Source organism: Protofrankia sp. CiP3, assembly GCF_917627345.1.
In the GTDB taxonomy this organism is placed as follows: Bacteria; Actinomycetota; Actinomycetes; order Frankiales; family Frankiaceae; genus Protofrankia.
This window is the reverse complement of sequence record NZ_CAKJTM010000119.1, coordinates 1-12468: the sequence shown is the minus strand read 5'-3', so window position 1 is coordinate 12468 and position 12468 is coordinate 1. Positions and strand designations below refer to the sequence as shown.

At 70.2% G+C, this 12468-nt stretch carries 3 protein-coding genes and 1 pseudogene; 2 read left to right on the top strand and 2 right to left on the bottom strand.

Annotated elements, in window-relative coordinates:
* Positions 1 to 321, top strand: a pseudogene (locus tag MJ797_RS23375) (ISAzo13 family transposase); the annotation flags it as partial.
* Between the two features lie 184 nt (positions 322 to 505).
* Here MJ797_RS23375 and MJ797_RS23370 read toward each other — a convergent pair.
* Together MJ797_RS23370 and MJ797_RS23365 are read right to left on the bottom strand one after the other, a co-directional pair.
* Positions 506 to 1144, bottom strand: coding sequence for a hypothetical protein (locus tag MJ797_RS23370; RefSeq protein ID WP_239341262.1), 639 nt, complete (start codon positions 1142 to 1144; stop codon positions 506 to 508).
* 63 nt (positions 1145 to 1207) lie between these two features.
* Positions 1208 to 11740, bottom strand: a complete 10533-nt coding sequence (locus tag MJ797_RS23365; RefSeq protein ID WP_239341259.1) for a neuraminidase-like domain-containing protein — start codon at positions 11738 to 11740, stop codon at positions 1208 to 1210.
* Between the two features lie 469 nt (positions 11741 to 12209).
* Between MJ797_RS23365 and MJ797_RS23360 the strand changes: the two genes are divergently transcribed.
* Positions 12210 to 12468: transposase (locus MJ797_RS23360; RefSeq protein ID WP_239341256.1), on the top strand; the 259-nt coding region annotated here is incomplete at its 3' end.

Sequence of the window (12468 nt, the reverse complement as noted above, 5' to 3'; positions counted from 1 at the left end):
AAGTTTGCCGCTGAGACTGGACTTGAGATCACGGTCTTTCATCTCCCGCCGGGCACCTCGAAATGGAACAAGATCGAGCATAGGCTGTTCTCCCGGATCAGCATTAACTGGCGTGGAAGACCACTCACCTCCTATGAGGTGGTCGTCAACCTCATCTCGAACACGACCACGGAGAGCGGTCTGACGGTCCGATGTGAACTCGACCCTGCAGACTATCCAACCAAGATCAAGATTACGAAAGAGCAGCGAGAGGCGATCCCCATTCAACGGGATTCTTTTCATGGGGAGTGGAACTACACGATCTCCCCACTTTCTGAATAGGTTATTTCATTACGGATTCTAACCGGCCACGGTGTGCTGCGAACTGGACTGCGACGGTCGCTATTTCCGGCTACGCGCTCGCCAGGGACATCGAAAGGGGATATCGAATCTGGTGTCGGGAACGGCGCCGGGGCCACTGAGGCTCCTCGTCGCCCCGGCCGAGGCAGGCCCCGCTTCCAACGATTTACTTGTCGAAGCAGATGTTGTCGATCCACAGTTCCTGACCGCCGACAGCAAGATCGTTTATCGTTCCGATGAGCCGCAGGACTCCTTTGTCGTTGCCAAATCCGCCGCTCGGCACCTGAATCGTCACGCCGCCAACCGTTTTGCCGTTCATTGCGGAAAAGTTGTCGAAATTCTGCAGGGTGTTGTTGATGCGGAGGTTCAGATTGCCGCCGTATTCGCCGAAGGAGATCTGGACGGCTTGCATCGCCTGCCCGACGGCGATGGACAACAGAAGATTATTAACTCGTATCTCGACGTTGGATCCACCGGCCTTGCCGCCGTTCTCCGTCCTCGCCTCACCGGCGCTGGTCGTCGTTCCGTTGGTCAAGGTGAACGGGTGGGCGGCGATGTCCATGAGTGGCGGTTGGAAGCTGTTTTTCGGCGGCGGTGCAATCTTGATTGTCGTCCCGGTGGTGAGGGCGTCGAGGGACTCGCAGCTGGTAAAGGCTGCCGACGCGGTGACGGAGGGCGTCGCCGGGGTCCTTGTGGCCGATGCCTTCGGGCCGGGCTTACCGTTGCTACCGCACGCTGACACACACAGCGCGGCCGCCGCCAGGACAGCGACCATGGAACGCGGCGTCATTTCGAAATGGCCCATCGATCGCTCTCCCGGATAGGATTTGTCACACGTCGGCGTCTCCGGTGGTCCGGAGAACTCAGGTCACGCCGGCCAGGCCGGGGTTTGGGCGCGGTAGCTGACGACCAGGAGGATGTCGATGAGCTGGCCCGCGGCCAGCCAGGCGCGGACGTCCTCGGTGTCGGGAAGGCCGAGTTCCCAGCGGCCGAGAGGGGATTTGCCGGTGATGGACAGCCATGGGCCGCCGTTGGCCCGGCGGGTGCTCACCAGCCGGTCGACAAGTGCTCCCGGGCCGCCGAGGTGCGCGCTCGTGCCGGCTTCGGTGTAGCGCAGGGTCACCGTCGACAGGGGTGCCGGTGGCGCGGATTCGGTGATGAGGCTGACCGCGACGTGCTCGACGACGAGCTCGTCGAGATTGGGCGGGAAGTCGGCGCGGCGGGTGGTGAACGAGACCCGCATCGGAGTGTCGACGGCCTCCGGGTTGGTGAGGTCCCACCAGGCGTCGGGGAACTCCTGGCGGAGGCTGAACCCGCGTTCGCCATCTCGTGTCCGGTCAAGTTCACGCACCACCTGGGACCGATAGTCGACGCTGTCCAACGCGGTGTAGTCGACCGTGAGGAGGACGTCCGCGATCGTGGCGAAGTCGAACAGGTTCGACGCCTTCGGCAGGCGCAGTTCCCAGGTCGTGTCGACTCCGAGACCCTCGAACGGGTCACGCATCCCGGTCGGCTGCTCGAAGGTGAACGTTCCGGTGGCGTTCATCGGCGCGGTGAGTGCCACCGACTCGGGCGGACGGCGTAGCACGATTGTCTGAAAGACCTCCGGGCCGACGACGACCCGGGAGACGCCGGTGGACGACAGGGTGGCGTGGATACCTTCGGACGGCGGGATCAGCGCGACGACCGAGACCGCGACCCGGCGGATCAGGCGTAGGTGGTGACCGGGGAAGTCCTGGTCGAACAGGCGCATCGGCGTGGCGAACGTCATGATCCCGTCGGTGCGCAGCCGGGCGAGTTCCAGCGGGTCGAGTTGTGCGAGTGAGAGGGTCCTGGTGAGCTGCAGCTTTCGCTGGTTGGTCTGGAACGCGTACTGCTCGAGGTCGGCGATGTCCTGGAGGAGCCGGGCCGCGCCGGTCAGCCCGCGGCGGTCCGGGCCGGTGCCCTCCCCCGTGAGCGCCGCGAACCCCTGCGGCGGCGGTTCCCAGTAGTCGGCCTGGATCGCCGGCGGCTGGCCCTCCTGCCGTTCGAAGGCGAGCTGCTGAGCTGCGAGCTGGGCCAGCGAGGTGGCCTGCTGGAGGAACCACCGGTAGGTGCGTTCCAGCACGCCGGACATCCAGTCGTACAGCTCGACGTTGGTGAACTTGGACTGCTGGAACTCCAGGAGCTGTTCGGCGTTGTCGGCCTGTAGCTCGCTGACCGCCCGCTCCTGCTCGGCGACCCGGACCCCGTCGGTCTCGATCGTGACCTGCTGCCCGGCGATGTTCCCCTCATACCGGGCGATCTGCTGCCGGAACGTCCAGTCCTGCCGGGTACGGGCGAAGCCCGCCTGCATGCTGTTCCACTGCGACCACGTGGACGCGTTGGACGCGAATCCGGAAAGGGCGTCAGCCGTGTCCTCAGTTGCCGCGAGAGTCATGTCGGTGGCCTGCGGGTAGAGCCTCCAGTAGTAGTACGCCGACGCCCGGAGGCCGCGCGCTATCGCAAGCGACTGATGCACAAGAGCGGCGGCCATCTGCCAGCGCGAGGCGGCCTCGAGCCATCCGAGAGCCTCCTTCTCATACTCAAGTTGGCCGGCGGACAGCAGATCGCGGTAGTGCTCCTCCTCGAAGGCGGCGCGCTGCTGCTGGAGCTGGGCGAGGGTGACCCTGTCCTCGGCCTGGTTGACGCGCAGGTCCTGTAGCCGCAGGCCGGCGCGGGCGACCCGGACCTCCTGGCGGGCGCGGAGCAGGTTCAGCGCCTCGGCATCGCGCTTTTCAAGCGCGGCGAGCATCATCGCCTCGGCGTCACGGGCCTGTCCGGCCAGCGCTCGGGCCTGCTCGACCAGCGTCTGGTACCGGTACGGGGTGGGCCCGGCGGCGCGCAGGCCTGGCAGCACCAGCTCGCCGTCCGCGCCGATCATCGGCAGGCCGGATGTCTGGTCGGTCGGCGCCGCGTAGGCGTCGACGGTGCGCCGCAGCCCGGCGATGTTCCGACCATTTTGGATCTTGAAAAGGTTGAGCTCGGCGTGCAGTCGCAACGCGGCGAGGATCGGGTTCGGGCTGACGCAGAAGGCCGGCGCCGGCGCGGCGAGGGCGTGCGGGAGCGGGGGCAGATCGGCCGCCGCGGCCAGCCGGGTGAGCACAGCGGCGACGCCGGGGGACGCGAGGACGGACAGCTGGCTGCTGTTGCGGTCGTCGCCGACGCGACGGAACGCCGCGCCCAACGAGACCGGTGGCTGGACGACGTTCCCGAGGGCTGTTCCGCCGGTGTCCTCACAGCCGCCGAGCCGCTGCCGCAGGACGGGCTCGGCGAGCAGGTCGTGGGCGGTGTCGTAGAGCACCCGGGCGCGTTCGAGGGACTCGGCGGTGTCGCGGGTGAACTCGGCGTCAGCGTAGTCGAGCAGGCAGCGGATGAGGAGCTGCAACGTCCCGCGGGTGTAGGTGTGCGGCCGGGTCGCCGCGGTGGCGTGCGGGTCGCGCGGGTCGCGGACCCAGTCGAGGAGCTTGCGTGCGTATCCGGCGGGATCTGCGGATGCCTCTTCGTTGATGCCCTGCTCGTCGAGTACCAGGCCGTAGAAGACCTTCCGGTCCGCGCGGGACTGGCGGTAGTCGTAGACCAGCCGGAACCAGTCGAGGGCGTGCTCGTAGTCGTGGGCTTCCTGCAACGCCAGGGCGATCGCCAGCGGCAGGTCGTAGAAGGCCTCCCACAAGTAGACCCGCATGCCGACGCGTTCGTCACCGTTGCGGTCGAAGGCCACAGCCGTCGTGCGGCGGCGTAGCCGGAGGTCGGCGGTGTCATCGAGCCGCCAGGCGACCCCGCCACCGCCGTGGGCCGGGATCAGCGGGGCAACGGTGCAGGCCGGTTTCGCCACGAACTCCGCAGCCGGGGTGAACTGGAGCAGCGTCAGTGCCGGGCCGGCGGCGGCGAACTCGTATCGGCGGGTCACGCCGTACGCCGGCTCCTGCGTCCCCCAGGTGTAGGCGACCGGGGCGGGCTCCGGTGCGCTGACCGTGCCTGGGACGGCGATGACCTGTGTGCCCGGCGCGTCGGTGAACTGTCCGGTCACCGTCAGCCCGACGCTCGCCAGCGGGCCGTTGTCTGGGAGTGCCGGCAGAACCGTCCAGGCGCGGGTCGTCGGATCGAACTTCCGCCCCCAGCTCCGACCCTTACCGAAGATCAACAGTTCGTCCCGGCCGTCGCCGTCGAAGTCGCCCGCTGCCGCGAACGCCGGGCGGGAGCCCTCGGCCGACAGGTCGATGCCGGGCAGCAAGACCCAGCCACCGCCGACGGCGGGGTCAGCCTGCCCACCGGGAAGGTAGTCCGCCACCCAGAGTTGGCCGCCGGTACCCTCGGCGGTCGAGAACGGGAACGCAACCACCTCGTGGCGTCCGTCGCCGTCGACGTCGGCCGTCAGCACGGCGCCGACCGGGATGTTGGATCCGGACAGGTCGCCGACGGTGGCCCATTCGTTGCCGGCGACCGGGCCGAGCGGCGCCAGCCGACCGTCCGCGGCCCGCAGGTCCCACACCCAGAAGTCGTTCGCTACCGAACTGTCGTCGTTCGGGTCGCCGCGTCGGGCGGTAGGGAAGATCAGGATCTCGCTCCGGCCGTCGCCGTCGAAGTCGGCGGCGGCGAGATGCGCAATCATGATCTGGGTCGGCGAAGCGCGGAAGGCCAGCCGCAGAAGGTCGCGTTCGTAGACGAGGTAGCGGTAGTCGTAGTCGGGATGCGGGCGGAACACCTCCGGCGCGGCGGTAAAAGCGCCTGCGGCGTGCCGGACGATCCAGCAGGACGGCCCCGAGTTGACGATCGGCCTGGTCTCGCCGCCGGCCGGCAGGACGTCGGAGTGTGCCCGGCCACCCAGTACCAGCTCGATTCCCCCGCTGCCGTCGAGATTTGCCGGTGTCAGAAACTCCGCGAACGCGTTGATGTGCGCGGCGCAGCGGACGCTTGACCCTTCGACGTCCGAGGCCGCCAGCGGCTTCCAGCGATTGTCGCCCAGGTCCAGTTTTCGGATCATGACGGCGGTCGTCCGCCCGTCGACGTCGGGCCGCGCTCCGAGGGTCCAGACGATCTCCGCAACGCTGTCCCCGTCGACATCGGCGACGCACACCATCGAGGTCTCCTCCACCTCGGTGGCCAGAGTGCCCGCCGACTTCACCGTGTACCGCCGGCCGGCCGGCGCATGCGGATCACGGATCAGGTCGAACACCTCGATCGGACCGACTCCGGCCGGCACCACGACCAGTTCGTCGTAGCCGTCGCCGTCCACATCCCCGGCGAGCAGGGCTCGGGGCGTCTTGGTGGCGTTGTGGGTGACGAGGCTGTCCCAGCCTGGTGCCGTCCGCGCGGTGACAACCCCGTCACCGTCCCACCTGGTGCCGTCCGGGTCCATCCGTGCCACGAACCGCTGACCGCGTGGGTCGTTCGCCGGCCGTCCGGGGAAATCGAAGCCCACAGCGGGCGGCGTCGACGACGAGCCGGCCAGCAGCAGGGCGAAATACGGCTCGGTGCCGCTCGGCGTCTCGAGCTCCTCGGCATCCTCCCACCGGCTGCCATCCAGGGCGCGGCGGGTGTAGACCAGTCGCCGCCCGCCTGCGGCGGCTGGTACCAACGCGAACAGGTACACCCATCCCCGCCGGCCGGCCGGTGACGGGATGCCCTGGTAGTGCGTCGCGCCGACCAGCGAGAGCACCGGTTGGGGCAGCGCCGTCAGCTCCTCCCAAAAACTCTGGTGTGACTCGGCGGCGCTGGCCGCGGCGTCACGGACGCACCAGTAGACCCGGCCCGAACCGGCGCTCGCCGCGAAAACGAACTCGCAGCGGCCGACGGCTCCGGACACATCATGCCCGGCCGGCCGGGTCGGATAGTCCGTCTGCGCGCAGGCGAACCGCCCGACTGCGAGGTCCAGGCTGCATACGTCCCGGAAGTAGTCGGCGTAGCGGGCGGCGACCCGGCGGGCCTGGGTCGGGGTGAGCTGGCGGGCCGCCCGCAGCTCGTCCAGTGCGGCCCGAAGTGCCGGACTCTGGTAGCGGCGCAGCGTGGGACGCAGCAGGTTCTCCGGGTAGAGGTGCACCAGCATCGCCGAGCGCCAGGTGGCGTACGAGCCGATCCAGCGCCAGTCCTCGTCGAACGTGGGCGCGTCGAGGACGAGCTGCGGGTAGGTGTCGGCGAGCTGGCCGGTGCGCACCGACCACAGCAGCGTGAGCATCGTGTCGATCGCGTGGGCGGCACGGGTCGTCCGCCGGACGCCGGACTCGGCGGTGTCGACGAGCAGGTGGTCGCTGGCCCAGCGCGTTCCCGCCGCGAAGTCCGAATATGTACCGGCGGGGTCGGCGCCCGACCAGGCTCCGATGGCCACCGGCAGGGGGAGCGCGGCCAGCAGGTCGTCTCGGTAGGCGGGCAGGGCCGCCTCCTCGACCCGGGCGACGGCGTCCCGCAGCGCCGGGAGCACCTGGTCGTGCTGCTCGGTCCGAGCACGCAGCGTCTCCCGCCAGCGGCGCAGCTCCGCCGGTGTGACCCGCCATGCGCGAGGTTCGAGCACGGTCCAGGCATCGTCGGGAGAGAACGAATCCGGTCCAAGCCGGATCGGCGCGGTCGCGGAGCTGCCCTGTTCCGCCTCCTGCCAGCGTCCGAAGAGCCGTTCCTTCTCCGTCCGCAGCAGGATCGCGACCAAGTCGTCGGTCTCGCTGTCGAGGATCGGCCCGCCGGCGTCGGCGATGCGACGGATGGCCAGCAGCCGCCGCCAGGCCGCCAGCCCGAGCCGGAGCGGCGCGAGCCGGTCGGCGAGGCGCAGCCCGAGGACGTCGGCGGTGTGCTCGGCCCGGACCAGCCAACGCAGCAGGCACGCGTCGGCGAGCAGGCGGTCGAAGGCGGCCCACTCCTGCGGGGTGACCGCTGTGGGGTCCGCCGGATCACGCCCGAGGACGTCGGTCAGCGTGCGGAAGCCGGTCTCGGTGGTGAAGCCGAGTTCGCCGAGCACGACCCGGCGGGCGTCGTCCGCGCCGGCCCCGCCCACGTCAAGGGCGGCCCGTAGGCCGTCGAACCGGTCCGCGTCGTCGCCGAAGACCTGACGGACGACCTGCCGGGCGGCTGTGATCGGCTGACCGGCGGCTCCCGGCTGCCGGCGGGCAGCGAGATCGGCACGGGCCGCGACGCGTTCGGCGTCGGTCCACAGGCCGGTGAGGAGGGCCGCGTCGACCCGCGTGGCAGGGGTGTCGCCCGGGGTGCCGGCGAGCACGGCCCGCAGCGCCTGGTCTCGCCGGTACAGGTCCGCGGCCCGCGCCGTCCGAAGCTTCTCGGCGTCCGAGGCAAGGCCGGGGATCTCGCCGGTGCGGATCTGGGCGATGGACACCAGGTCGGGGTCGACGGCCGGGGCCCGGCAGCGGGCGGCCAGCGCCGCAATCCATGCCTGCCGGTCCTCCTGATTGGCCAGCCATCGGGTGAGCGCGAGGCGGCGGGCTCGCCAGTAGGGCAGTGGCCGGGCCGGAGCGTTCTCCTCCGCCCGCCATATCGGGTACAGCACGTTGACCTTCCGTGCGGCGACGAGGAGCCGTTCGGCGTCGACCCGGGCTGACTCGGGCGGCGTGCGCCCATCGGCGAGGACGGTGTTGACGGCGGCGAGGCGACGGAAGGCGGGCACGCCCATCCCACCGGCCCGGTCCCGGATCGCCTCGACGGCCGCCGCGACGGTCACCGGGGCCGCGCTGTCGAGGTCGCCCGCGCGTGCCGCGATCCACTGCGGCCACGGCGGGAGGCCGGTGGGGACGGTGCCGAAAGCGGTGGTGAGCTGCCGTGCCCAGCCGCCGGCCCGCGCGGCGAGGACAGCGGTGGCGTTCGCGTCCAGTTCGGTGACCCGGTGGTGCCACAGCGCCCGGGCCTCATCACCGGCGACCGACGTCGGCAGGTCGCTGAGCGCGAGACGGTCCGGGTCGACCATGGGCGGCTGCTGCTGGCCGACGAGCTGCTCGGCAGGCAGCAGCTCCGGTGGCCAGTCGCCTTCGGCCGGCGTCGGTGCGACCGTGATGAAGCTGGCGGCGTCGAGGTGGATCCCGCCCGCCCGCTCTTCCTCCCGCCAGATGTCGAATCGGAACCTGAGGTGAGCCAGGGCCAGAATCGAACGGGCCTCGGCCCACTCGGCCGGGTTCGGCGTTCCCCCGGCCGTGATACCCGTGATACGGGTGCGCAGGGCCATCAGCCGCAGGAAGGCGTCGACCGGCAGGAACAGCCGGTCCTCCACGGTGGCGGTGGCGGTTCGCACCGTGGTGGGCGTGCCGGCGGTGAGTTGGGTGACCAGGCCGTCGAGGTCGACGGGCGCGGCGTGCCAGGGATGGCCGTCGACAGGTTGCCCGGCAGCGGCCCGCATCGAGCCGAGCAGCCGGTCGATGTCGTCACCGATGGCACGCATGTCGTTCAGCAGGCCGTCGAGCCAGCCGCGTCGGCGCAGCCAGATGTCGAAGGCCGTGTCGGGATCGCCGGCCGAAGCCTTGGTCACGGGCAGGCGGAAGTCGTCCGGGCCGATCAGCGCCGGATTGATCAGAGGTCGCCGCGGCGAGCCGCCGACGGCTGCCGGACCGGGACGGTACGGGTCGTCCGGATGGTCCTCGGCGTCCCACAGGTCACGCAGCCGTTCCCAGCGGTGGATCGCGACGGTCGGGAAGACCCGCAGCACGGTGCCATCCACGTTCTGGCGGAAGGCCAGCTCGACCGTGCCGGACAGGCCGCTGCCGGACAGCTCGTGCAGCTGGAGCGGACGGGCGGGGTCGCCCTCGCCCATCGCCACCGGACTGGTCCTCGCCGCGTCGCGGTAGGCGGTGACGACGACGCGGGTGGGGTCGAGCCGGGCGACGGCAAGGTGAACGGTGCCGTCCGGGGCAACCGGGGACGAGACCGGGTCGGCGGCCCAACGCACACCAGCCAGCCGCCAGCGCACCACCTGTTCCGCGCCGGGACCGCTGGCCTGGCCGTCCGTAAGCGGGTCGCGGCGGGTCGAAGCCAACCCGAACAGCATCTCCAACCGGTCCATGCCGGCCGTGTCCGGGTCGAGCAGCAGATCGTCGAGCGTGTCCGGCCGGGTGTCACCGAGGCGCACCCCGAGACGGTCGGCAAGCGCCCGCCGGTCGGCGGCCGTGGCCGCGCGTGCCTCCCGTAACTCGTCGTAGGAGGTGCCGAGCTGGAGCAGCAGAGCCCGGTAGGCCGCGAAGGCGTACCGGGCGACGGACTCGTCCGGTAGCACCGGTGAGACGTGCCGCCAGGTTCCGTCGTCGGTGCTGTACTTCATTACCCAGATCTGCGCCGTGTCGTTTCCGGCGAAAATGAGTTCGTCCTGCCCGTCGCCATCGATGTCCGCGCCGAACACCGTCCAGGCCCGCCACCCGCCTCCCGGAGACCACTCCAGATCGGCGTCCAACAAGTGACCCGGTACCGGCGAGAGGTGGTTCCAGGTGCCGGCGGCGTCCCGCTTGAGCACCCAGCAGGCGTCCCGGCGGTCGTTGCGGCCGAGGTGCGTGAGCATGACAAGCTCGTCCAGTCCGTCGCCGTCGACGTCGGCGAGCACCGCCAGGTCCGCCGGCAGCGGCTGGGCAGACCCGTCGGCCACACCCTGCACCACGAAGTCGGCGTCCGCACCACCCGTAGGTGGCTGGTAGCGGAAGACGGTGAACTGGTTGAGGTCCGCACCCGGCCACTCCCCCTGCCCGACAAGCACATCCGGCCGGTTCCGGCTCGCCACGCTGCCGACCAGCACGTGCGCGGAGGTGCCGGCCGCCGGCGAGGCCAACAGGTCGGCGTTGAGGTCCAGCCCGGCCGTCGGGTTCAGGTGCGCCCACTGCCCCGGCACACCGCCGTACCGCATCACCCATGGGTTCTTACCGAAGTTGCCCGGCGCGTCCGGGAGCGCCACGATCTCTTGACGGCCGTCCAGGTCGACATCACCGGCGGTCACGACCCGGACGGGCCTGGGCCCGAAGGACTGCGGGTCGACGCAGACGAAGGCGACGTCGTCGACGCTGCCCGGGGCCGCCAGCGACGCCCAGTTGCCGTTGTCGAAGTCATACACCCAGAACGCGTCCGGGCGGTCCGGACCGCCCGGCGCCGCGGGCGGGGCGAGACCGTAGCCGACCACCTCGTCCAGTCCGTCACCGTCGACGTCCGCGGCGAATGCCCCGGTCAGGGTGCCCAGCGGGAACACCAGATCGGCTCCGAAGCCGTTGAACACCGTCGGCGCGAGATGCGTCCACGCCTCGGCGGCGGACGCCGCGTCCGGCTCGTACTGCAGCACCCAATACCGCCCGCCCGGGCCGCCGTCCTGCCCGACCTCGATCACTACCTGCTCGCGGTCGGCGCGCAGCGGTGCGGTGTCGGCACGTAAGCGGGCCGCGAAGCCGGACGTCGCATGCATGCCGGCGGGCAGCAGCAGAGCCGCGGCGCGCGGATCCGCTGCAGGCCGCAGATGCCGCCAGCGGCTCGTAGCACGGTCGAACCGCATCACCCAGATACCGGACCGCACCGGCTCACCAGGTGACAACCAGGTCTCGTCGAACCCGATCACCAGCTCCTTCTGGCGATCACCGTCGACGTCGGCCGCTACGACGAAGCTGATCCCGTGCGAATACGGGCCGACCCCGACATCCGGCGCGGCGCGCAACTGCTCGCGGTACAGCCGCTCCAGGCTCTCCACGCAGAGACGTACCTGCGAGACCGCGTCCTCGCTGCTCGAGCAGTCGACCGGGAGCTCGCCCAGCGGCTGCAGCAACAGCCGGGCCAGGCCGTCCACTGTCATCGGACCGCCCGCGTCGCGCAACCGACCGGTCGCGTACTTCATCAGGTCGGCGAGGAAGGCCAGGGGGCTGGTCGCCGCACGGCAGTCGTCGCAGCCGCAGTCTTGCTCCGCCTGCAATGTTGACCGGGCTGCCGCTGACGACGTCGATGCAGACGACAGGTGTGCCGCTGTACGGGGTTGGGCGAGGCCTTCCACCCGTTCGGCGGTGCGGAGAGAGTCGAGGACGATCACCTGAGCCGTGGCCGCGGCGTGGACGCGGGCTGCCTGCGACTCGAGGTCGGCACCCACCAGCGCCCCGAGCCGTTCGCGGCTGATGTCCGCCACATCGGCCGGCGTCCGCAGACCCGCCTCGACCAGCCGGGCACGCAGGGGCGGCGCCGGGTCCAGAGTCGCCAACGCCGCGTGCGCCACGAGGTCCCCCAGCGTGGCGGCGTCCACGTCGGAGAGGCCGTCGAAATCCCGTCGAACCTGGCCGGCGAGCAGATCGGTGGAGGTCGTGACACCCGCCTCGGCCAGGCGTGCAAGCACATCGAGTGACGGAGGATTCGGAAGCGTCCGCGCGATGTCGCCAATCATTAGCTCGGCGACAGGCGGACGACCGCCGTCCTCCGCGCTCGTATCGGCGCCGGCGGCGTTCACCGCGTCCACGTCGACCGCCCGGGCGGCAAAGGCAAACTAAGGGTCACTTCTACACCACAGACCGTTATCTTCATCGAAACAAGCGCCCCCAAGCCCGTTCGCGGCGGACCTCTACAGGCGGAACAAGCCGCCCGATCTTGCGCCGTGTTTCCCGGCGCCGTGTCGGTCCGCTCCCACCAAGTCACCGTCCGGGTCAGGATAGGCGATCGCGAATGTCTCAACCCAGATTTTCGGGGAGTCGTCTTTCCTGAGAATCGATCCTGACGGATTGCGCGACGGCACCAATGCTGCGGCGAGGGAGGACAGCGTCTTGACCTGGTGCGATGCAGGGTGCGGGTCCGTGGCGGACGCAGGGCACGAGCCTGCCGCGCAGGAGCGCCTGCCCCAAATCGCCTAGGGCGCGTATCGGGTTGTGATCGATCCGTGGGGTTCGTTCGTGTAGCGGGCCTGAGTGGGTAGACCGTCGTGCATGACGCGGGCGCAATGGACAGACCAGGAGTGGGAGTTCATCGAGCGCTACCTGCCGATCGGTGGGTTCGGCCCGTACCCGCAGCGGCTGCGGTGGCAGTTCGAGGGTGTGGTCTGGCGGTTCCGGACGGGCGGGCAGTGGCGGGAGATGCCGCGGGAGTTCGGTGCCTGGTCGACGGTGTCCAACCGTTTCCGGCAGTGGCGGGACGCCGGTGTCTTCGAAGCCCTGCTGGAGGGCCTGATCGCTCAGGCCGGGACGC